Source organism: Actinokineospora auranticolor (genome assembly GCF_041897805.1).
GTDB classification, from domain to species: domain Bacteria; phylum Actinomycetota; class Actinomycetes; order Mycobacteriales; family Pseudonocardiaceae; genus Actinokineospora; species Actinokineospora auranticolor.
Genome location: NZ_CP154825.1, coordinates 3,376,374 through 3,398,466, shown reverse-complemented (window position 1 = coordinate 3,398,466; position 22,093 = coordinate 3,376,374). Strand labels below are relative to the sequence as shown.

19 protein-coding genes and 1 pseudogene are annotated in these 22,093 nt (G+C 71.7%); 15 read left to right on the top strand and 5 right to left on the bottom strand.

The features are described from left to right. The first annotated feature begins 147 nt into the window (after positions 1 to 147). Positions 148 to 1,020 carry a toxin glutamine deamidase domain-containing protein gene (locus tag V5P93_RS15420; RefSeq protein ID WP_104476231.1) on the top strand — a complete coding sequence of 291 codons (873 nt, stop codon included), beginning with the start codon at positions 148 to 150 and terminating at the stop codon, positions 1,018 to 1,020. Positions 1,021 to 1,033: 13 nt separating this feature from the next. Here V5P93_RS15420 and V5P93_RS15415 read toward each other — a convergent pair whose 3' ends face one another. Next, positions 1,034 to 2,245, bottom strand: a complete 1,212-nt coding sequence (locus V5P93_RS15415) for a decarboxylase (protein ID WP_104476230.1) — start codon at positions 2,243 to 2,245, stop codon at positions 1,034 to 1,036. Between the two features lie 121 nt (positions 2,246 to 2,366). Here V5P93_RS15415 and V5P93_RS15410 point away from each other — a divergent pair, with 121 nt between their 5' ends. Genes V5P93_RS15410 through V5P93_RS15395 form a run of 4 tightly spaced genes read left to right on the top strand, consistent with a single transcriptional unit; the run spans position 2,367 to position 6,384 of the window. Continuing rightward, positions 2,367 to 3,404, top strand: a complete 1,038-nt coding sequence (locus V5P93_RS15410; protein WP_104476229.1) for a radical SAM protein — start codon at positions 2,367 to 2,369, stop codon at positions 3,402 to 3,404. Then, positions 3,391 to 3,882, top strand: a complete 492-nt coding sequence (glmS, locus tag V5P93_RS15405; protein ID WP_104476227.1) for a methylaspartate mutase subunit S — start codon at positions 3,391 to 3,393, stop codon at positions 3,880 to 3,882. The genes V5P93_RS15410 and glmS overlap by 14 nt, the downstream gene beginning before the upstream one ends. Continuing rightward, positions 3,866 to 5,260: a methylaspartate mutase gene (locus V5P93_RS15400; RefSeq protein WP_104476225.1), complete on the top strand. Its 1,395-nt coding sequence runs from the start codon at positions 3,866 to 3,868 to the stop codon at positions 5,258 to 5,260. The genes glmS and V5P93_RS15400 overlap by 17 nt, the downstream gene beginning before the upstream one ends. Further along, positions 5,257 to 6,384, top strand: coding sequence for a glutamate mutase L (locus V5P93_RS15395; RefSeq protein ID WP_181043271.1), 1,128 nt, complete (start codon positions 5,257 to 5,259; stop codon positions 6,382 to 6,384). Before V5P93_RS15400 ends, V5P93_RS15395 begins: the two co-directional genes overlap by 4 nt. 495 nt (positions 6,385 to 6,879) lie before the next feature. Here the strand turns inward: V5P93_RS15395 and V5P93_RS15390 are convergent, their stop codons facing one another. Then, the gene (locus V5P93_RS15390; protein WP_104476221.1) at positions 6,880 to 8,175 is read right to left on the bottom strand and encodes an acetyl-CoA carboxylase biotin carboxylase subunit family protein; all 1,296 of its coding nucleotides are present in this window, start codon (positions 8,173 to 8,175) and stop codon (positions 6,880 to 6,882) included. A gap of 19 nt (positions 8,176 to 8,194) precedes the next feature. On the opposite strand from V5P93_RS15390, the gene V5P93_RS15385 reads away from it, so the two are divergent. From V5P93_RS15385 to V5P93_RS15375, 3 genes and pseudogenes are all read left to right on the top strand, one after another. Further along, positions 8,195 to 9,367: a GNAT family N-acetyltransferase gene (locus V5P93_RS15385; RefSeq protein ID WP_219823877.1), complete on the top strand. Its 1,173-nt coding sequence runs from the start codon at positions 8,195 to 8,197 to the stop codon at positions 9,365 to 9,367. Positions 9,368 to 9,416: 49 nt separating this feature from the next. Next, positions 9,417 to 10,970, top strand: coding sequence for an AMP-binding protein (locus V5P93_RS15380; RefSeq protein ID WP_104476218.1), 1,554 nt, complete (start codon positions 9,417 to 9,419; stop codon positions 10,968 to 10,970). A gap of 282 nt (positions 10,971 to 11,252) precedes the next feature. Further along, positions 11,253 to 11,854 (top strand): annotated as a pseudogene (locus tag V5P93_RS15375) (IS110 family transposase); the annotation flags it as partial. A gap of 105 nt (positions 11,855 to 11,959) precedes the next feature. Here V5P93_RS15375 and V5P93_RS15370 read toward each other — a convergent pair. Together V5P93_RS15370 and V5P93_RS15365 are read right to left on the bottom strand one after the other, a co-directional pair. Beyond that, on the bottom strand, positions 11,960 to 12,967 hold the full coding sequence (locus V5P93_RS15370) for a ThiF family adenylyltransferase (RefSeq protein WP_104476216.1): 1,008 nt from the start codon (positions 12,965 to 12,967) through the stop codon (positions 11,960 to 11,962). Further along, positions 12,964 to 13,578, bottom strand: coding sequence for a hypothetical protein (locus V5P93_RS15365; protein WP_104476214.1), 615 nt, complete (start codon positions 13,576 to 13,578; stop codon positions 12,964 to 12,966). The genes V5P93_RS15370 and V5P93_RS15365 overlap by 4 nt, the downstream gene beginning before the upstream one ends. A gap of 200 nt (positions 13,579 to 13,778) precedes the next feature. On the opposite strand from V5P93_RS15365, the gene V5P93_RS15360 reads away from it, so the two are divergent. Further along, on the top strand, positions 13,779 to 15,143 hold the full coding sequence (locus V5P93_RS15360; protein ID WP_104476212.1) for an MFS transporter: 1,365 nt from the start codon (positions 13,779 to 13,781) through the stop codon (positions 15,141 to 15,143). Then, positions 15,028 to 16,206, top strand: a complete 1,179-nt coding sequence (locus tag V5P93_RS15355) for an ATP-grasp domain-containing protein (protein ID WP_245931012.1) — start codon at positions 15,028 to 15,030, stop codon at positions 16,204 to 16,206. The genes V5P93_RS15360 and V5P93_RS15355 overlap by 116 nt, the downstream gene beginning before the upstream one ends. Positions 16,207 to 16,411: 205 nt before the next feature. Here the strand turns inward: V5P93_RS15355 and V5P93_RS15350 are convergent, their stop codons facing one another. After that, a complete protein-coding gene (locus tag V5P93_RS15350; RefSeq protein WP_104476211.1) occupies positions 16,412 to 17,362 on the bottom strand; it encodes an LLM class flavin-dependent oxidoreductase in 951 nt (316 codons plus the stop codon). Between the two features lie 115 nt (positions 17,363 to 17,477). Here V5P93_RS15350 and V5P93_RS15345 point away from each other — a divergent pair, with 115 nt between their 5' ends. From V5P93_RS15345 to V5P93_RS15325, 5 genes are read left to right on the top strand one after another with little or no spacing between them, the layout of a single operon-like run. Further along, the gene (locus tag V5P93_RS15345; RefSeq protein ID WP_181043270.1) at positions 17,478 to 18,284 is read left to right on the top strand and encodes an SUMF1/EgtB/PvdO family nonheme iron enzyme; all 807 of its coding nucleotides are present in this window, start codon (positions 17,478 to 17,480) and stop codon (positions 18,282 to 18,284) included. Beyond that, the gene (locus tag V5P93_RS15340) at positions 18,281 to 18,979 is read left to right on the top strand and encodes an SUMF1/EgtB/PvdO family nonheme iron enzyme (RefSeq protein WP_181043269.1); all 699 of its coding nucleotides are present in this window, start codon (positions 18,281 to 18,283) and stop codon (positions 18,977 to 18,979) included. Before V5P93_RS15345 ends, V5P93_RS15340 begins: the two co-directional genes overlap by 4 nt. 4 nt (positions 18,980 to 18,983) lie before the next feature. Further along, positions 18,984 to 19,250, top strand: a complete 267-nt coding sequence (locus V5P93_RS15335; protein ID WP_104476205.1) for a phosphopantetheine-binding protein — start codon at positions 18,984 to 18,986, stop codon at positions 19,248 to 19,250. Then, a complete protein-coding gene (locus tag V5P93_RS15330) occupies positions 19,247 to 20,587 on the top strand; it encodes a serine hydrolase (protein ID WP_104476203.1) in 1,341 nt (446 codons plus the stop codon). The genes V5P93_RS15335 and V5P93_RS15330 overlap by 4 nt, the downstream gene beginning before the upstream one ends. Then, positions 20,587 to 21,945 (top strand): cytochrome P450, encoded by a 1,359-nt coding sequence (locus V5P93_RS15325; RefSeq protein ID WP_104476201.1) that lies wholly within the window; start codon positions 20,587 to 20,589, stop codon positions 21,943 to 21,945. The genes V5P93_RS15330 and V5P93_RS15325 overlap by 1 nt, the downstream gene beginning before the upstream one ends. Positions 21,946 to 22,093 lie beyond the last annotated feature (148 nt).

The following is a 22,093-nucleotide window of genomic DNA, read 5'->3' as shown; positions in this document are numbered from 1 at the left end:
CGGTTGCGCCGGGCGTCCGCCCGCGTCGGCTCCATCCGGGGCACCCTACTCGGCACCCGGGGCACCTTCCCTGCCCCCGACAAGGCACTCGTCGGCCTCGCCTGAGCCACCGGGCCGGGAGACGCTCGACGGCGAGGAGGTGGACGCATGCACCGGCACCGGCCCGGCGAACCCGAGAAGGACCAGCCCACCACCGCGCGGCCCAAGGAGCGCGTCCACCCCGTGCACGCCCTCCAGCAGAAGGTGGGCAACAGCGGCGTCAACCGGCTCATGGTGCAGCGCACCCGCGACATGGACACCACGCTCAACGACCTCGACAACATCCGCCAGTTCGGCCAGCCCGGCGGGCTCGACCCGGCCTCCACCGCCGCCGAGCAGCGGCTCGCCAACAGCTTCCCCCAGGAGAACGGGCAACCGCAGCAGTTCCCCGACCCGTCGGCGCACCTGCCGGGGGCCGGTCTGGCGCACTGGCTCAACGCCAAGTCCCCCAAGGGGCCCGCGGCCAACACCTACGGCACGGCCGACTGGGTGGCCAACATCAACAGCCAGCGCGACGAGCCGGGTACCGCGTTCCTGCGCAACTGCATCGACGCCGCCCGCGCCTTCCTCAAGTCCTGGTACGGCAGGCCGACCGCCGCGGCCGGGGTGCACGACCCGGCGCCCGGGTTGGAGAGCGACGGCGGCGGCAAGACCAAGCAGTGGCTGGAAACCGAGTGGCGCACCTCGGAGAACGGCCGCGGCCCCACCTGGTCGGACATCGAGGCCCGGTTGAAGTCGGCGGGCCACGGCGCGGTCGCCATCGTGATCTTCGACCGGGGCACCATCCACGCGGTGAACGGCGTCAACCACAACGGCAACGTCTACTGGGTCGACCCGCAGATGGGGCACATCAGCAAGAAGCCCCTCTACGAGATGCAGGGCCCCGCCGAGTCCATCACCCTCAACGCCCAGTTCCAGCCCGTCGACGAGCCCCCGCCGCTGACCACCTCCATCGAGGCGGCCCTCGCCGCCCTCGGCTGATCCGGTCACCCGGTCACCCGGTGACCGGCACCGCCCGCGCGTCGATCCGCCACGCGCCGACTTCCTCGTCCCCGTCCACGACCAACTCCAGCGGACCGGGTCGACTCAGGAACGCCGTCAGGCTCGCCGTTGCCCCATAGGCACCGACGTTGTGCACCCGGAGCACGTCCCCCGGGGCGGGCTTCCGGGCCGGGGTTCTGGCGGCCACCCGGTCCAGTGGCGTGCACAGCGGACCGACGACGTCCACGGCGACCTCGGGGCGGTCGTCCGCGGCACTCAGGTTGTCCACAGTGGTGTTCAGCCGCAACACGCGCCCCAGGCCCGCCATCCCGCCGAGCACGTTGATGCCCGCGTCGACCACCACGACGACACCGGATTCGCGCTCCTTCACGTCGATGACGGTCGTCAGCAGCGTCCCCGCCGCCGCCGTCGGCCGCCGCCCGGTCTCGAACCAGACACGCGGCGCGGACTCCGCCCAGTCCGACAGCAGGTCCGTCAGCCCTTCGCGCAACCCGATCAGGTCACAACCCACACCCTCCGCGGCATAGGGCCACGGGAAACCCCCGCCCAGGTCGACGATCCGGGGCGGGACACCCGTGCCCGCGACGACCTCGTCCACCACGGCCTTGGCGCACGTGAACCCCGTCAACAGGTGCTCGACCGTTCCCAGTTGGGACCCCAGGTAGACGTGGAACCCGAGTAGTTCCACCGACTCCGCCGCCGCGGGCCAGGCGCGGACCGCCTCGGTCGCCGTGAGACCGAACTGCCTGCCGTCGGCCATGGACAGCCCGGACGCGGGCCGGTCGCCCGGCTGCAACCGCAGCAGCACGCGCACCCGGCGCCCCGCGTCGGCCGCGGCCGCGCCGAGCCGGTCCAGTTCGGTCTCCGACTCACAGGAAAACAGCTCCGCGCCGCGCGCGATCGCCGCATCGATCTCACCGCGTGACTTCCCCGGTCCGGTGTAGAGCACGTCCGCGGCCCGGAACCCCGCCGCCACCGCGACATCCAGTTCGCCCAGCGACGAAACCTCGGCGCCGCAACCGACCCCGCGCAACTCCGCCACGACGGGGAGCAGCGGGTTGGCCTTCAGGGAGTAGAGCAGCGACGTTCCCCCCGGGAGCGCGGCCAACAACTCGTTCGCGCGATCCCGAACCTCCGCGAGGTCGTAGAGGTAAAGCGGGGTTCCGTACCGTTCACTCGTTTGGAGCAGTTCCGCGCGGTTCACCTGATTGCCCGATTCCTTCCACTATCACGCCGAGTAAGGGGACCCTGAATGCCTTGCGTCCGAAATCACCTGAGTGTAGCCTGCGAGATCAGTCACTTGTCACGAGTTGCAGGGGGCACCGTTGACGTTCAAATCGCTGGAGATGCGCAAACTGGGTCCAGGCAACCTGCGGGCCATCGAAATCGGGGTGACGTCCCGGTGTAACTTCCGGTGCAGCTATTGCGGTGCGTATGACCTGCTGGAACGCAAGATCCTCTCGGTCGAGGACGTGGCTCGGGTGATTGACAGCCTGCCCGACCTGGAACGCGTGAAACTGTCCGGCGGCGAGGTGCTCCTGGAATTCGACATCTGCGTCGGAATCATCGAGTACTGCACCGCGCACGGCATCTCGACGCAGATCAATTCTAACGGCACGCTGCTCAACGACGAGAAATTCAACCGCCTCGAAGCGGCCGGTCTCGACGTGCTGCACTTCTCGCTGAACCACACCGACGCGGCCCGACACGCCGAGTTCTACAAGGTCACCGAGAAGATGTTCCCGAAGATCGTGTACGCCGTCGAGCGGGCTGTCGCGTCGCCAACAATCGACGCAGTGGTGGAGACGATCCTCTTCAACGAAACCGAGAAGACGATGGCGGACGTGCACCGCTTCGCCGCCGACCTCGGGGTCGCCAAGCACGAGATCCAGATGGAGATCCCGAGCCTGCACCAGGGCTACGAGAACACCCTGGACCACGACCGGATCTGCGACTCCATCGTGGAGCTCGTCCAGGCCCGCCGCCCCGAGACCACGATGTTCTTCAGCTGCCTGTCGGCCTACTTCCGGCCCGGCAGCGCGCACTGGGCGCGCCTGCAGCCGCTGTTCCAGGACCCGGGCGTCATCTACGCCAGCTGCATCGAGGGCAAGGCGCAGCTGCACCTGCACTCCAACGGCGACGTGATGATCTGCGAGCTGGGCAACCCGGACGTCATCGGCAACGTGTTCGACACGGACATGCTCGCCATCTACGAGAACAGCCCGCGGTTGCAGGCTTTCGTGCGGAGCAAGCACGAGGACCAGACGTTCTCCTGCTTCCGCCACTTCGACTTCCCGGGGCAGACGGAGGCGCAGAAGAAGACGGGCCTCACCGCGCTGCCCATGCCGAGTGTCCGGAAATAGCCCGGGCGCGCCGGGTACCGGCGTGGTGCTGGGCCTGGTGGGCAACGACATCCACGTCGTGGCCAACCGGGTGCTGGAGATCGGTATGGCCGAGCACGGTTTCCGGCCGTACAACCTGGGCACGAACAACACCGTCGACGATTTCGCCGACGCGGTGCTGGAGACCGGGGCGCGAGCGGTGCTCGTCGCCTCGGTCAACGGCGAGGGCCAGAAGTCCTGCGCGGGTTTCGGCGCGCGCTTCGCCGCGGCGGGCCTCGCGGACGTGCTCCGGTACGTCGGCGGGAACCTGGCGCTGGGCGACCGGCCCGCGGCGGAGGTGACGCGGCTCTACACCGGTTTCGGCTTCCACCGCGTCTTCCACCGGCCCGCGAGCCTGCACCCGGTGTTCGAGGCGCTGCGCGCCGACCTCGCTCGCTCTGCCCTGGAAGGGATCGGGCCCGCGCTCGTCGGAAGGGGCGGCGGTGGCGGCGCCCGGTGACCACGCCCGCGTCGGCGACCTCGCCGCGGACCGGCACCGGCTCATCGAGCGGTACGGCGCGCCGGACCTGACCCCGTCGACGGCCGCCGACCACCTGGCCGCCCTGCCGCGCGCCCGGTTCGCGTCCGTGGCCTACCGGCGCCCGGGTCCGCTCGTCCAACCACGCGGCGGTTTCCCGTCCGCGGCGAAGCAACGCGCCCTCACCCTGGCCTTCGACGCGGCGGGCGCGGACTTCATCCCGTTGACCGTGGACAGCCACACCCGCCACAACGACCACGACACAGCGGCCCGCCTCCTCGCCGCGAGCCTGGCCGAGGGCCGCGACCTGCTCAACGGCTACCCCTTGGTGGCTCATGGCGTCACGACGACCCGAGGGCTGTTCGAGGGGATCGAACGCCCGGTCAGCCTGCGACACGGCACACCGGACGCACGGCTCCTGGCCGAACTCGCCTTGGCCTCGGGCATCACCGAGATCGAGGGCGGCGGGTTGAGCTATTCGCTGCCCTATTCGCGCGCCTTCCCGGTCGAGCGGGCGCTGGTGCACTGGCAGTACGTGGATCGGCTGTGTGCCGAGGTCGGCCCGGCGGACGCGCCCGTCCAGCGGGAGTCGTTCGGTCCGTTGACGGCGACCCTGGTGCCGCCGGTCATCACCGTTGTGGTGCAGCTGTGCGAATTGCTGTTGGCGGCCGAGCAGGGGGTCACGGCTTTCACCGTCAGCTACGGGCAAACGGGCAGCTTCGAACAGGACTTGGCCATCGCCACCGTGCTGCGCGCCCACGCCGCCGACCTGCTGGCGCGGTTCGGGTTCGCCGTGGACGTCCGGTTGGCGTACCACCAGTGGATGGGCGCGTTTCCGGCGGAGCCTTCGCTGGCGTGGCAACTGATCGCGGTGTCGGCGGCGATCAGCGGGTTGGTGGGCGCGGACAAGGTGGTGGTCAAGACCCCGGACGAGGCGGTCGGGATCCCCTCGATCGAGAACAACGCCGCGTCCGTGCGCGCGGTCCGCTACGTGCTCGACATGTTCCCCGCCTGTCGGCCGTTGAGCAACGAGGTCGTGGAGTGCGAACGGGACCTCCTCGACCGCGAGGTCACCGAGGTGCTGACCCGGATACTGGACCACCCGGCGCCGTCGTTCCTGTCCGCCGTCCACCACGCCGTCCTCGACGGGGTGATCGACGTGCCGTTCGCCCCGCACGAGCAGAACGCCGCCGCGCTCATCGCCGTACGCGGCACGGGTCGGCGGATCCGCGTCCTGGAGCCGGGTTCCGTGCCGCTGTCGACGGAAAGCATGCGCCGGGAACGCGAACTGCGCGGCCCCAAGTCCGAGGACGGTCCCCTGTGGGAGGGCCTGCTCCGCGACATCCGGGTGCTGACGTGACCACGCTCCTCGTCGACATCGGCAGCACGACGATCAAGCTGTGCGAGGCGGGCACGCGCGCCGTTCGCGTAGTGCCGCGGGCCCCGGGAATCTCGCCGGGCGAACAAGTGCTGTCACTGACCAACGGCGCGGACCGCCTGCGCGTGTGCAGCTCGGCCAACGCGGCCCCTCGCGTCGGCGTCCTGGGCCTTACCCGCGGCCACAGCGCCCCGGCCGCGGCGGCTGGAAACGTCGCCTACACCCACTTGCTCGGCGAGCGGCCCGCGTCGCCGCTCCCCCACGTCGACATCCTCGTCATGGCGGGTGGGGTGGACGGCGCCGACCACACCCACCTGCGGACGTGCCTGTCCCGCACCAGGCTCGCCGACCACCCCCACGACGTCCTCGTCTGGGCTGGTGCCGACGATCCGGACCTGGTCGCGCACCTGCCCGTCGACCACCGCGCCCCCAACGTCCTGGACCACCGCCTGCGCCCGTCGCCCGGCGGCCTGTCCGACCTGATCCACAACCTCCACCTCGGCGATCTCGTAGACCACAAAGGACTCCGCCCCCTGGCGGGCGCCACCGAGACCCCCATCCTGCCTACCCCCACCATCCTCACCGTCGCCGCCGAACGCCTGACCCGCGACAACTTCCTCCCCGACGTCACCCACCCCTTCCTCCTGGTGGACATCGGCGGCACCACCACCACCATCCACCACAACACCCACCACGTCTTCACGGATCTGGGTGTCGCGAACCCACACCGCGCACTGGCCACCCACACGGGCCTGATGGACCTGGCAACCGCCATCGACCCACCCCAAGCCCGATCCCTCTACCACTCCCTCAGCGAAGGCAAGATCCCTACACCCCAGACCGCCTTCCTAACCTGCCTCTACCTCTCCCTCTGGCGCCTCACCCACCAGGGCACCCTCACCCCCCAGAACTTCACCTCCCTACTGGTCACCGGCGGCGCCTGGCAAGGAACCCCCACCCCAGACATCCTCCGCGTAGCCACCACCGCCTGCGGCCTACCGCACGCCCACTGGAACCTGTGCCTGGACCACCACTACGAATTCTGGACCCACGGCCTGACAGCCCCCGCAATGGATCACCAGCGCGATCGGATGCCGTCCCCATAGTCCGGAGTTGTCCACAGCCAAGCCTCACGGGCTCCCGCCCGCTGGCCATCCGGCGATAGGATCGAAAATAGGGGTTCCCCCTACTGCGGGGCCCCTCGCGGGCGCTGGGAACGGAAGCGCTGGCGGCGACTGCGGGGAGAAGTCGCCGCCAGAGTCGTGGCACGAGCGGGGCTGGCCGCAGCGGTGCCCGGCACTGCATTGGCATTCGGCGCGGGAGGCGCGACGGCAGTTGTCGGCGGCTGAGGACAGCCCCAGCGACGATGGCGGCGAGAACGGGCCACCAGGTTCGGCAGGTTCCGCGGCGCCGACCAGGCCGTGGATGTCAGGGGCGGAGCGGGAGTAGATGGTGAAGCCGGGCCCCGGTGCCGGCTGGGCGGCAGAGCGGGAGCGGCTAGCGCCATGGCGGCGGTCGTGCGGGCGATAGAGCCTTCGGCGCCAGCGGACTTCAGGGTGCGGGTGCCCGAGCCTTGCGGTTCCTGGAGTGCCTACCTCGGGTCAGGGCGCGGCGGGCAGGTCCGCATCGTCGACCTCGAAGAGCTGGGCCGACAGGTCGCGGGCGATGACGGTCTGCGTGTCCAGCGGAACGTCCTCCGGCACCGCCCCCGGCCACACGAACTCCACGTACCCCTCACGATCCAGGTAGTTGGCCTGGGTCGCGCCCGATCGGGTCCCCGCGACAGCCGACACCTCGTACCCCCGCACCGCCGGGTCCACAGAGGACGGTTTCCGCACCGCCGACACACGACCCGGGGCCGCCTTCAGCACCGAAATCCCCGCCAACCCGCTCGGCGCGGGCAACTCCGGCATCCGGTCCAACCGGTCGAGGTACGACAGCACGTGCAGCTCGTACGGCGACACCCCGCAGACCCGCTCCACCTGGTCCAGGATCCCGTCGCCCGCCGTCCGCGCGCCGACCTCCATGACGACCGGGGCCGCCCCCGGTTCCAGCCGCAGCTCCACGTGCGCGATACCCCGGTCGAGGCCGATCGCCGCACAGGCTCGCTTGGTGACGTCATCGACGTCCGAACGGCTCGAATACCGGCTCGGGACCCGATGCCCGATCTCCGCGAAGTACGGGCGCGGTCCGAGGATCTTGTCCGTCACCGCCAGCACCACCTGCTCGGTGCCGTGGTTGAGCACCTCCACCGACACCTCGTCGACCAGCGGGCAGAACTCCTCGACCTGGATCTCGCGGTTCTTCACCGTGAACACTGCGGCGTTCTCGTCGATGATCCGACGGGCGTACGAATACGCCCGCTCGACCTCCGCCGCGTCCGACACCAGCCGCACACCGAGGCTGCCGCCGAAGGCCGAGGGCTTGATCACGCACGGGAACCCGTATCCCCCGGCTGCCGCCAGGGCCGCCTCGACGCTGTCCACCTGCGTGTAGCGCGGGGTCGCGACACCGGCCGCGAGCAGCTTGTCCTTCATCCGGTTCTTGTTGATCGACGAGTCGTCGACCGCCGCCCGGCTCAGGAACGGCAGGCCGTAGTGGTCGGCGATGGCCCAGCCGGGCACCAGCCCCGGGTCGAAGAACGGCACGACCCCGGCGGGCACGCGCCCGGTTTCCTTCTCGTGCTCCACGACGGCGCGCAGCGAGTCGTCGGGGTCGCTGAAGTCGCCGACCAGCACGTGGTCGAAGAACTTGGCGGCGCGGCTGTCGCGGCCGCGGGCGATCGTCACCAGCGGGCCGTCGAAGACCCGCAGCGCGGCGACGATCGCGCGCTCCCGCAGGGACATCGCGGCGCCGAGCACGAGCAGGTACTTCTCATCTCCGGAAACCGGCCCCATGACCGGCTATGTTAGCGCAGTGCCCGCCTCACACAGCCAGATCCGCCACCCGAACGGTCACGTCTTCACCGACCCGCTCGGCGGCGTCCCCGACGACGTCTGGGACCGCGCCGCGGGCGACCGGTTCTACTCGTCGGCGTTCTGGCTGCGCCTGGTCGCGTTGGAACCGGGCGCGGTGTCCGGCGGTGTGCACGTCGACCTGCCCGGCGGCGGCAGCGCGGCCGTCCCGGTCGCCGACGTCGAGGACGCGTCCGAGCTGGCGAACCCGCACCTGCGCTGGACGGAACTGCTCACCGAGCGCGGTCTCCCCACGCCCCCGGCCCGGGGCCTGCTCGTCGGCCAACGCCGCGGCTACCTCGCGCACCTGCTGGCCACCCCCGACGCCGACCGCGCGGAGGCGACCTCGACCTTGCTGGAGGCCGTGCGCGCCGTCGGTCCGAGTGGGCACGATGTCGCCCGAGTGGCCCTGTACCTGACCACACCGGACGTGCTCGCCCTGCGCGCCGCCGGGGTCGAGGCGCCGCCGGTCGCGCTGGCCGCCGACGCGTGGATCGACATCCCGGACGGCGGTTTCGACGCGTGGCTGGCCGCGGGGTCCAAGCACCAGCGCAGCCGGGTCCGCAGCGAGGTCCGCAAGTTCGAGGCGGCGGGCTACCGCGTGGAACACCGGACGCTGCCCGACGCCTACGCCGAGGTGGGCAGGCTCAGCGCGCAGACCGAACGGCGGTACGGCATCGAGGCCGACCCCGCCGCGTACGTCGAGGCGTTCCGCAAGCACGCCGAGCTGGCGGGCGACCGCGCGCACGTCCTGCTGTGCTCGGTCGGTGACGAGGAGCCCGTGGGCAGCTGCCTCTACATGCACGAGGGCGACACCGTCTACATCCGCGCGGTGGGTTTCGATTACGACGAACTGCGCGACGCGGCCGAGTACTTCAACCTGCACTGCTACGTCCCGGCCCGGCTCCCCGGCGTGCGCCGCATCCACTGCGGCATCGGCACGGCCGACGGCAAGGCGTTCCGCGGCGCCGAGCTGAGTCCACTGTGGCTGCTCGACCTGACCGAGGGCAGCCCGCTGATCGGCCGCGACGACGACGTCCTGGCGCACAACCGGGCCATGCGCGCGGCGCTGGCCGCGAAGTCCCCGGTGGTCGAGCGCGCGATGCCCGCCGCCGAGTGGGACCTGTTCTGCTGACCCTTGTCGCCCATACCGCGGCGCCGCGTTCGCGGTTAGGCTGCGGCGGGTGACCTCGCCTCAACTGTTCACGGTGCACGCCCTCGTCCACGAGGCCGCCGCGCGGTTCGGTCCGGACATCGCGATCACGGACGAGACCACGGAGCTGAGCTTCGCCGACCTGCGCTCCGCCGCCATGGCCGCCGCCGGGGCGCTGCGCGAGCGCGGGGTGGGGCGCGGCGACCGGGTCGGCGTCTGCATGGCCAAGTCGACCGAGCAGGCGGTCGCGATCCTGGGCGTGCTGCTGGCGGACGCGGTGATCGTGCCGATCCTGCCGGGCCTCAAGCACGACAACATCGCCCACATCACCACCGACTCCGGCGCCCGCCTGGTGATCACCGACGAGGCGCGCGCGGACGAGGTGCGCGGCGCGGCGCCTGCCGTGCCGCTGCTCTACGGCACGGCCCCGGCCACCGGTTCGGTCGACGTGCTGCCCATGTCGGGTCGAACCGGGGATGCGGTGCCGCAGCGGGCGATCAGCGAGGACCTGGCGGCGATCATCTACTCGTCGGGGTCGACCGGGCGGCCCAAGGGGATCATGGTCACGCACCGGAACCTGTGGCACGGCGCGCACATCACCACGCGGTACCTGGGGGTGGGGCGGGACGACCGGATCGGTTCGGTGCTGTCGCTGAACTTCGACTACGGGCTCAACCAGCTGTGGCAGTCGCTGCTGACCGGCGCGCGGCTGTGCCTGCACGAACTGGTGTTCCCGATGAGCTTCTTCCAGTTCGCGGCCCGGCAGCGGATCACGGTGCTGCCGGTCATGCCGGTCATCATCACCCGGATGTTCGACCCGAGGCTGCTGCGGTCCCAACCGGAGGAGGACCTCTCGTCCGTCCGCACCGTCTGCACCTCGGGCGGCCCCGTGTCGGACCGGATGCTCAAGCTGGTCGGCGCCACGTTCCCCCACGCGCGGACCTTCCTCATGTACGGCCTGACCGAGGCCTTCCGCTCGACCTTCCTGGAACCGGAGCAGCTGGCGCTGCGCCCCGGCTCCATCGGCCGCGCCATCCCGGACGTGGAACTCCTGGTCCTGGACGACGACCTGCGCGAAGTCGCCCCCGGCGAACGCGGCGAACTCGTCCACCGCGGCGGCTGCGTCGCCAAGGGCTACTGGAACGCCCCCGCCGAGACCGCCAAGCGCTTCCGCGAACTCCCCACCCACCCCGGCGAAACCGCCGTCTTCAGCGGCGACATCGTCACCCGGGACGCCGACGGCTACCTGTACTTCGTCGGCCGCCGCGACGCCATGATCAAGACCTCCGGCTTCCGGGTCAGCCCGACGGAGGTGGAGGAGGTCGCGTGCCGGTTCCCGGGGGTGGACGCGTGCGTGGCGGTCGGGGTGCCGAACGTGGAGATCGGCGCGGACATCGCCCTGGCCTACGGCAGCGCGGCGGGGGTGGACGAGGTGGAGCTGCGGGCCTTCCTGCGGAAGGAGCTGCCGAGCCACATGGTCCCCCGGCACCTGCTGGGGCGGGCAGGGCTGCCGTCGACGGGGAACCAGGGCAAGATCGACCGTCCGTCGGTGGCGGAGATGGTCCGAGACCACCTGTCCGGGTGACGGGAGACCGTTCGACAACGCCGCGGTTGCCGTCCTCCTTGCGCTCCGGAGACCAGGAAGACCCGCGACCACGAGCCCGCGGGCGATCATGGTCACCGGCCGGGTCAGGCACTGGCGCGCGATCCGCCGAGTCGACGGCTCGGCCGCCAGGCAGAACGGGACGACCCGGCGCTGATGAGGAACAGCCCGGCACGGAAGAAGCCCCCGTTACCTTTTCGTGGCTCCCGACCAGGGAGTTGTGGTCACCAGGCCCGGCGTGACCAACGCCCCCAGTCGAACCCATTCGGCAAGCTCGCCGAGCACGGACCGCTGCTGGTCGTCGTCGATCAGCCCGCCACGATCGGGGTGCTGCCGGTCGCGGTCACCCGCGCGGCCGGGCATCAGGTCGCCTGTCTGCCCGGACTGGCGATGCGTCGCATCGCCGACCTCCACCCCGGCCGCGCCAAGACCGACGCCCGGGACGCGTTCGTCACCGCCGACGCCGCCCGCTCCCTGCCCCACCCCCTGCGCCCGGTCGATGTCGGCGACGAAACCCTGGCCGAACTGGAGGTGCTGGTCGGGTTCGGCGACGACCTGGCAGGCGAAGCCACCCGCATCACCAACCGGATCCGGGGTCTGCTCACCGGCATCCACCCCACCCTCGAACACGCCATCGGCCCGCGGATCAGCCGGCCGTCCTGGAGATCCTCTCGCGTTGCGGCGGTCCGGCCGGGATCGCCACCAAGCACGCGCCCCGCATGGGCGAGCGGCTGGTGGAGACGATCCTGACCGCGCTGGGCAAGCAGACCGTCACCGTCCCGGGCACCGCCGCTGCGGACACCGTCCTGCCGCGGCTCGCGGACAGCCCGAAAATCGTTCTCCAGCAACGCAAGCAGGTTGCCGAGCAGAACGCCGCACTGATCTGCCTGGCCCGCCGACGCTGCGACGTCCTCTACGCCAGGCTCCCCAACGACACGCCTCCTTCTCGCCCTTCGACCCCTTGGCGCAACTCACCCCTGCAGGTGACGGGCGTGCAGTGCTCGGGCTCGGTTGACGCCGCCGGAGCCGTGGATGAGGGTGCGGCCGCTGGCGAAGACCAGGATCCGGCAGCCGTCGAGGGTGAGGCGGATCGACTCCGGGCCTGCCTGGAGCGTGGCGTTGTCGCGATGGCGCTCCTGGATCCTGTTCAGGTCGGCCGGTTGCGGTGTCACCAGCAGTACCGTGTCGTCGCCGCACAGGGCTCGGGCCGTCGTGGCGGTTTCGCCGCGTAGGTAGACAAAGTCGCGAGCCCCACAAGCGGGACACTCGTCCGGGCGGTAGGCAGGCAGGGGAACACGTCGGGTCACGGCCTGCCAGATGTCCAGGCGCACCAAGCCGCAGAGGGCGTCCAGGTCCAGAAGAACCTTCAGGGACTCGGTGGCCTGCAACGCCGCGATGGCCGCGACCGTCCCCGGCAGCACACCCCGGGTCTGGCAGGTGCGGCGGTCGGCCGACGCGGGCGGATCCGGCCACACGCACCGCAGGCAGTGGGTCCGGCCCGGTACGACCGCCATCACCGACCCCTCGGTCCCCGCGCACCCCGCGTACAGCAGCGGCGTCCCCGTGGCCACCGCCACGTCGTTGAGCAGGAGCTTGGTCTCCATGTTGTCGACGCCGTCGACGATCAGGTCGCAGTCGGCCACCAACCGCCGGGCGTTGCCGGAGGCGCAGTCGGCGACCACCGCCTCCACCGAGCACCCGGGGTTCACCGCGCGGAGGTGTTCCGCCGCGGCTTCCGCCTTCAGCCGGGCCTCATCGGCGTCCCGCTGCGTGTACAGCACCTGGTGCGCCAGGTTGCGCACCTCGACCACATCCCGGTCGACCACCCGCACCGCGCCCACGCCGACGCGGACCAGGTGTGCGGCCACCGCCGATCCCAAGGCGCCGCAGCCGATCACGGCCACCCGCCGGTCGGCCAGGCCGGAGACGTCGTCGAGCACGTCAACGCGCTCGACGACGTCGTAGCGGTCCGAGGTCACGCGCCCGCGAACAACGCGCCGTCGACCTCGCGGAGTTCACCGAACACCGCGGCGGTGCCCGCGCCGAGCAGTTCGCTCACCCGGTCGAGGCTCTCCAGGCTCTCCAGGCGGACCCAGCGCTGCTCCGCGCCCGCCCCGCCGAGGACCGGCCGCAGCCCCTGCGTCGACACCACGCCCGAGACCGACTCCAGCGACGCCGTGTCGAGCGCCTTCCCGCTGTCCGCGGCCTGGAAGGCGATGTGGATGGCGCCCGCGCGCCCCTCACCCGCCTGGCTGTAGCCCCGGTCCCCGTCCACGTACTGGCTCACGTGCGCGCGGGCCGCCGTGCGGTGCCGGAACCACGACGCGCTCGCCTTGCGCCACCCGTTCGCGCCGGACTTGATCGCCTCGTCGACGCGGGCCAGGGTCGCCAGCGACTCGAGGCCGACCCGCAGCTGGTAGTCGAACTCACCGCCGAGCGCCAGCGCGCTCGACAACAGCACCGTGCTCGTCACACCGGGGATCTCGCCCCAGACCTTCGGCCACGTGCGGGCCGCGTCCGCCAGGATCTCCTCGGCGGCGTCGCCCCGCGCTCCCAGGTTGAACTCGATCGCGTAGATGTAGTCACTCATGCTCGTCGCACTCCCGGGCTTGTCCGTGAAATAGTGACCCCGACCACACACACCGTGAGCAGGCTCGTGCTCGGTGACGTCGCACGTCAACCCCTGTGTCCAGGAAGTGCCCATTGGTGCACACAGCCGGGTTGACCAGGGGGCGAACGCTCAGCAACGCGCAGCGGTATGTTCGGCCGGACACGGGGAGGATCAGCCGCATGGCACGGAGCGGGGGGCGCTTGGCGCGCGCGGCGACGTCGTGGCTGCCGCCGGGGCGCCCGATGCGGATGCTGCTCGGCGTCTCGTTCGTCGACTCGCTGGGCACCGGCCTGTTCCTCACCGGGTCCGCGCTGTTCTTCACCCGCTCGCTCGGGCTCACCGCCGACCAGGTCGGCCTCGGCCTGTCCCTGGCCGGGATCGCCGGGTTCGCCTGCTCGGTGCTGGTCGGGCGGCTCGCCGACCGGATCGGCGCGCACCGCGCGCTGGTGGGGTTGCAGTGGTGGCGCGGCGCGTGCTTCGCGGCGTACCCGTTCGCGGACAACCTCACCCTGTTCCTGATCGTCGCGATCCTCGGCGGCACGGGCGAGTGGGCGGCGCCGCCGGTGGTGCAGTCGTTCGTGGGGTCGTTGGTGGAGGCCGAGTCGCGGGTGCGGTCGATGTCGGCGCTGATGCTGGTGCGCAACGTCGGGTTCACCGCGGGCGCCGCCGCGGCGGCGTGGGCCATCGCGGCGGGCGGCGCGGGTGTGTACACAACGCTCGTGTTCCTCGACGCCGCGTCGTTCCTCGTCTCCGGTGTCCTGCTGCTGCGCGTGCGCACGCACGTGCCGGTCCCGACCAGGACCGAGTCGGCCCTCGAGGTCAAGGTGCGGCCGAACGCCCGGTACCTGTTCTTGGCCTGCCTCAACGGTTTGCTTTACCTGCACGCGGTTCTCCTGACTGTCGCGTTGCCCCTTTGGGTGGCGGACTACACGAAGGCCCCGGGGGCGCTCATCGGCGCTATCGTGGTGCTGAACACGGTTTTGGCCGTGGGCCTGCAGATGCGGTTCAGCCGGGGTGTCGACGGCGCGCGTCCGGCGGCGGTGCGGCAGGCGCGCGCGGGAGCCGCGTTGGCCGCGTGCTGCCTCCTGGTCGCCGCCACGGGTTCCACGTCCGCCTGGGTGACCGCCGGACTGGTGCTCGCCGCGACGGCGGCCCTCACGGTCGGCGAGGTCTACCAGGCCGTCGGGGCGTGGGGGCTGTCCTACGCGCTGTCCCCGGAGGACCGTCGCGGCTACTTCCTGTCGATCTACAACCTGGGCCAGACCGGCGCGATGATCGCCGGTCCGTGGGTGATCACCACGGCCGTGCTGCCCGCGGGCGCCGCGGGCTGGGGCGCGCTGGCCGCCGTGCTGGCGGGCGCGGGCGCGCTCGTGGTGGTGCTGGAGCGCGCCCGTCCCAAGGACCTCGGAGGAGAACCCGGTGCCGGAACTGCTGCTGGTGGGCGTGGGCGTGATGGGGAGGCCGTACCTGGCGGCCGCGCGGCGGCTGGGCGTGGCGGTGCACGCGATCGAGACGGCGGACCGGGCGGCGGCGCTGACGGGTGAGGTCGAGCACCTGACGATCGCCGCGGGCGACACGGACGAGGCCTGGGCCGCGGCGGCCTTCGACGCCGCGGCCCGCAGGCGGCCCGACGGGGTGCTGGCGTTCGCCGAGCAGCACGTGCTGGCCGCCGCCTTGGTGGCGGACGAACTGGGCCTGCCCGGGCCGTCCCTGCGCGCGTCGGCGATCTCCCGCGACAAGGCGTTGCAGCGCGGCCGGTTCGCCGTCGCCGGGGTGCGGCAACCCGAGCACCTGATCACCGGCCGGTTGGCGGACGCGGCCGACTGGGCGGCGTCCCGGTACCCGGTCGTGGTCAAGGCGGTCTCCCGAACCGGCAGCGACGGCGTGGAGTCGGTGGCCGACGCGGACGCGTTCGCCGACGCCGCGGCCCGGCGGGCGGGCGAGTCGCCGCTGCTGGTCGAGTCGATGGTCGAGGGACCGGAGTACAGCTGGGAAGCGCTGGTGCGCGACGGGGAAGTGCTGTGCGCCAACGTGACCGCCAAGGAGACCACGGGCCCGCCGCGGTTCATCGAGACGGGCCACCGCACGGGCGTGCTGCTCGACCCCGCCGAATCGGCGGCCGTCGAGGACTTGGCCGCGCGGGTGCTCACGGGTCTGGGGATGCGGACGGGGATAGTCCACCTGGAATACCGAGTCGCGGCGGACGGCCCAACCCTGATGGAGGTCGCCGTGCGCACGCCGGGCGACTTCCTGATGGACCTGATCTGCCTGAGCCACGACCGCGACTGGTTCGAGCTGGTCGTCCGCCTTTCCCTGGGCATGCCGGTACTCGAGGCCCAGCCCCGCACCCCGACCCCGGCGGCGGGCTACTTCCCCTTGACCGACCCCGGGGTTGTCACCGCCATCGAGGGTTTGGACGAGGTCCGCGCACACCCGACCGTCGACCGCGCGGGCGTCCTGGTCGACATCGGCGACACAGTCCCCCCAGCCGTCTCCTCCATGCAGCGCCGGATCTTCGTCCTCTTCACCGGCCCGGACCTTCCCACCCTCGACAAGGCCCTCGACTTCACGCGCCACACCCTGGCCGTCCGCACCCGCCCGCTTTAAGCGAGCCGCCAGCCGCTTCCCCGTCGTCGCTCCCCCGCCGCAACGCCAGCGAGGGGTCCCCCGCCATAGGGGAACCCCTATTTCCGATTCTATTCGGCGCAGCGGGCGGCTGGAAGCGGTCGAGCCGTGCCTGTGGACAAGTCCCGCACCTGGGGGAAAACCCCGCGAGCGCACCACGTTCAAGATCGGCTTCGGTGCGGGCCGGTCACAGCACGTCGCCGAAGTGGGCGTACTCGGCGGGGTCCGGGGCCAGGTCGACGATCACGTCCGTGACCCCCAGGTCCGCGCACGACCGCAGCCACCGGCGCACCGGTTCGGGTGCGCCGACCAGCTTCGGCGCGTCGATCCCGCGCGCGGGCGCGCCGTACCACAGCCGTTCGTCGTGGACCTCGCCCCGCTCCACCAGCGCGTAGCTGGCGGTGTGTTCGCTCGAGACGACCTGGGACACGAACAGCTGCCCCGCCACCACCTGCCGCCGGTCCGGCCGGTACGACTCGGCCGCCACCGTCCACGCCGCCTCGTCCGTGGGCCGTACGACCAGGCCGACCAACAGGAAGACCCGCTCGACCCCCTGCTCCGACCGCACCCGCGCGATGTCCGCCGCCAGCGTCTCGCGCGGACGCGCCATCATCAGCACGGCGTCCGCCGGGACGACGCCCGGTGTCGACGACGACGGCGTCACCACCAGCGCCCGCGAATCCCCTTCACGTCGGTCGAGGTCCGCCCGCAGCAGACCCGCGAACTCCGCCAGCCGCGCGCGGGCCGCCACTTTGGCCGCCTTCTCGTCCCCTTGGTCCCCCGACGCCCGGGACGACCGGGTCGCCCCCGCGACCACGTTCACGTGCGTCGGCCGACCGAACCGGTACGCCAGGTCCGCCACCCGCCGCGCCACCGACTCCGGCGCCTCCTGGTGCGGTCGCACCGCGACGATCGGTTCCAGCGCGGTCGAACAGGCCAGGACGTCGACTGTGGCCAGCCACGGGTCCATGGCGACCGGGAAGTCGTAGACGAACGCGCCGGTCACACCGATGTCCTCGGCCGCGCGCGCGTAGTCCACCAGTCTGTCCAGATAGGACTTGACCGGCAGCGGGCCACCGACGCCGAAACCCCGGGTGTGCGGCGGGACGATGAAGCTCAGCGAATCCCAGTCGGTCACGGCAGGACGCTCCTCATCAAGCGGACAACGAGAACCTTGCCTCAAGGGCCGACGGTCGGGCAAGGTGGTCAGAAGCATTCTCGGGGGTGGACGAACGCGCGCGGGGTGGAATCGAGTGGCCGAACACCGGAAGTTCGCATTGGTGCCCTTCGGCGAGCGCACGCTCACGGTGGGGTCATCCGATCCCTCGGCCGGTCCCGCGCACGAGGTCACCCTGGACGCGTTCGCGTTGGCCGACCGCTGCGTCAGCGCCGGGGATTTCCACGCCTTCCTGCGGGAGGCCCCGCAGGACGTGGACCACACGATGGTCGACTGCATCGATCCGGCCTTCGTCGTGCACCGCGCGGACGGCTTCGCGTTGCGGCCCGGGTGCGCCGACTTCCCGATGATCCAGATCAGCTTCTGGGCCGCCGCCGCGTACTGCAACTGGTTGTCGCGCACCGAGGGCCGCGAAGCGGTCTACGACGTCACCGCCCGCACGGCCGACCTCGACCTCGACGGCTACCGCCTGCCCACCGAGGCCGAGTGGGAGGCCGCCTGCCGCGCGGGCGCCCCCGATCCCGCCGCCTGCAACAGCGCGGACGCGAGCCCGGCCTGCCGGGCGCTGCGCGCGGGTGAGCTCGGCACGGGTGCTTTCCCGCCGGGCAGCCCGGGCCCGGTGCCGGTGGGCAGCCTGCCCGCCGATGGCGCCGGCTTGCACGAGATGCTGGGCAACCTGCGCGAGTGGTGCCACGACCGGTACGGCCCGTACCGGTCCGCGCCGCAGCGCAACCCGCGCGGCGCGCAGCGCGGCGCTTTCCGCGTGGTGCGCGGTGGTTCGTTCATCGACCCGGCCGCCGAGCTGGGACCGTCGAGCAGGCTCGCGGCCTTCGAGGACACCAAGTGCGAGGTCTACGGCTTCCGGGTGGCGATGCCCCGGTGAGCGCGATACCCGACACCCGGCGCGAACTACCCGAATTCGCGGAGATCCCACCCGGAACGCTGCCCGAAGGGGCGGACTCCCCCGGTTTCGGTCTCGCCGTGGTGCCGACGACGGTATTCCAGTACTGGCTTTATCTCGTGGATTCGGGTTTGCGCGACGCACCCGATCCGCGGCTGCACGGGTTCCCGGCCGAACCCGGAACCGGCCTGCGCGCGGTGGGAGGTGGGGTCGTGCTCGACGAGGACCTGGGCGCGCTCCCGGCCACCGGTGTCACCTGGCACGGTGCCCTCGCCTACTGCGCTTGGCTTTCCCCGCAGGTCGGCAGGCCGTGCGGGCTGCCGACGGCCGCCGAGTGGCGGTACGCGGCGGGCGGGTCGCTCGGGTCGCGCTGGGCGCTCGGCGACGTGTTCGACCGGCAGGTCTACGCCCCGCCGTCGGCGACCGGGCCGCGTCCCGTCGGCGCCACGCCACCGAACGCGTACGGCGTGCGCGACCTGACCGGCAACGTCTTCGAGTGGTGCGCCGACCGGGACGCGACCGCGGTCGGGTCGCGCGTGATCAAGGGTGGCGCCTACACCGTGCGCAACCCCGAGAGTTTCGAGAACACCACCGCGTTCACCGCCGACGAGCTGTCCGCCGTGCCCTACATCGGGTTCCGCGTGCTCGCCGGGGACGCGGGGCGCCGCGGGAGGTAGCACCATGACCGGTTCACCCTTGCCCAGCACCACGTCCGACGCGCTCGCCGACGTGCTCACCCGGCACCTGCGCAGGCTGCCGCCGGACGGTGACTGGACCGCGGTCACCCTGGCCGACCTCGGCCTCGACTCGATGACCGCGATCGAGGTGGTGGTGGACATCGAGGAGACGTTCGGCACCCAGTTCCCGGAGGAGCTGCTGGTGCGGGAGACGTTCGCGACCTTCGGCGCGCTGGAGTCGGCCGTGCGGTCGATGGTGTCGCCGTCGTGAGCGCGGCGCCGTCCTACGAGGAGTTCGCCGCGCCGGTCGCCGGCGGCGCGCCTGCGGACACGGCGCTCGGCGCGCTGCCCGCGGGCGAGTACGCCGTGCTGGCCTGGCTCGACGAGATGGCCGAGCACCCGTCGGCGCGGGCCGAGGCCGACCTGACGGACGGCTGGGACACGGTCTCCTTGCGCGGCGCCTACGAGAAGCTCTTCCACCGGAGTGGGGACGCGGCCATGACCGTGCGCGCGGGACTCGACCTGGACACCGTCCGGCGGCTGTTCGAGGAGGAGATCGGCCGCGGCGTGCAGACGGGCGTGCAGCTGTCGGTGAGCCACGCGGGGCAGGTCGTCGACCTCGCCGTCGGCGACAACGGCGCGGGTGGGGAGCTGACCACCGACACCCGGGTGCCGTGGACCTGCTCGTCCAAGCCGATCGGCGCGCTGGCGCTGGCGGCGGCGTGGGAGTCCGGGGCGATCGGACTGGACACGCGGGTCCACGAGGTGCTGCCGGAGTTCGTCGGCGGGGGCAAGGAAGCCGTGCGGGTGCGGGACCTCCTCACCCACACCACCGGCCTGCCGGAGCCGCTGACCAGCGTCGACCCCTCGGGTGCGCAGATCAACTCGTGGGAGGACGTCGAAGACCTGCTGTGGTCGGTGATCCGCAGCGCCGAGACGCGGACGTTGCCGGGCACGTCGATGAGCTACAACGCCATCACCAACTGGTTCGTGCTCGACAGGCTGCTCGCGGCCGTCGGTGGTAGCGCTTCGGGCGACAGCTACCGTTCGATGTTCGACCGACTGGGGCTGAAGACGGCGACGCTCGGCGCGGACTGGTCGCTGCCCGCGGAGCAGCGGGTCACCGTGCGCGCGGCGGCGGACCAAGAGGCCGGGCTCCAGACGATGAACCTGGTCAGCGCGTTGCCGCTGCCGGGCGCGGGCGTGTGGGGCACGATGAGCGACCTGCGCGTGGTCGGGGATGTCCTGCTGGCGGGCGGAAAGCACGGGGACACGGCGGTGGCGGGGTCGGCGACCGTGGAGGCGCTGACGTCGACGCACTGGCCCGGAACGCCCCGGAAGTCCATTTGCGACACGGATTTCCCTTATGGGCTTGGCATTATGACGCTGCCGTCCGTCTTCGGTCGCCGTTGCTCCTTCCGCACCTACGGACACGCGGGCGGCAACACCTCGACGCTGCTCGTGGACCCGCTGTTCGACCTCGTAGTGGCGGTGTACTGGAACGGGCGGCTCAACGACGTCAAGACCTTCGCCCGCCGCTACGCCCTGGTCCGCGCGCTCTACGACGACCTGGGCCTGCCGCGGCTGCCGCACCGCGGGAGCCGGTGATGCGCGGCCTGCCCGGCCCGACACCACTGGGCCACCTCAAGTACTTCAAGGGGCTGCTGGGCGACCCGTACGACGCGCTGCTGCGGCTGCACCAGGAGTACGGACCGGTGTGCGACTTCGGTTTCGGGTCCAACCACTACGTGATGATGTTCGGCGCCGAGGCGAACAAGCTGCTGCTCGACGACTCGCCGAAGAACCCGCGGTTCCTGTCCCGGGACGTGCTCAGCCTGCTCATTCCGGTCGTCGGGAGCTGCGCGATGGTGGTGAGCGACGGGACGGACCATCGCAGGCGGCGCTCGCTCGTGCAGCCCGCGTTCGCCTACCGCCGGTTGCAGCGGTACGTGCCGATCATGGTGGAGGAGATCCACCGCATGTTCGCCGCGTGGCCGCCGGGGCAGACCGTCGACGCGTTCACCGCGATCCGGTCGTGCATCCGGCGCATCGCGATCCGGTCGCTGTTCGGCGACCGGCTCCAGGAGCACACCGACCACATCGGACGCGAGCTGGAGACCGCGCTCAAGTACATCAACCGGTCGCCGTTCCTGCGGTTCGACCGCGACCTGCCGGGCACCGCGTACCGGCGGGCGGTGGCGGCCCGGCGGCGGGTGGACGACCTGGTGCGCGCCGAGGTCGAGCAGCGGCGGGCCGAGCCGGGCGAGCGGGCGGACGTGCTCGACGCGCTGCTGGGGTCGTGCACGCACGCGGGCGACCGGCTCAGCGACCTGGAGATCCGCGACCAGGTGATCAGCCTGATCGCCTCCGGCTACGACTCCAGCAGCGCCGCGGCGGGCTGGGCGGTGTACGCGCTGCTGAGCAGGCCGGACGTGTACGCGCGGGTGCGCGCGGAGGTCGCCGAGGTGGCGGGCGACGAGGAGCTGACGCACGCGCACCTGGAGTCGATGGAGTACGTCGGCTGGACCATCCAGGAGATCCTGCGGCTCTACACCCCGGGCGTGCTGACCGGCCGCACGGCGGTGGCGGACTTCGAGTTCGGCGGGCACGTGGTGCGCGCCGGGACTAAGGTCCTCTACTCCCAGTACGTCACGCACCGCCTGCCGTCGCTGTGGGACGCCCCCCTGGCCTTCGACCCGCTGCGCTGGGACAAGTCCGCGCCGGGGTACCGCGAGCCGGAGCCGTACAGCTGGGTGCCCTTCGGGGGCGGCTACCGGCACTGCATCGGGTTCACCTTCGCCGAGCTGGAGCTGCGCGCGCTGATCGCCGAGCTGGCCCGCGGCACCGACCTGGCGCTGTCGGGGCCACCGATCCAGCCCGTCGGCGTGGCCACGATGTGGCCGAAAGGCGGCGTACCGGTCGAGGTCCGGTCGATTCGCCCGCGCCGTTCGGCGCTCTCCGAATAATCGCCGCCATACCGGTGGCGGCGCGCGAACGCCCCGGCGAGCCTTGCGGGCTGTGGTAACTTCGGAAAGCGGGGCACGGGTGCGAGGGGGTTCGAGCACCTGTCGCCGGGGGATCACGGGGATTGTCTGGGGGTCGAAGGTGTTCGCC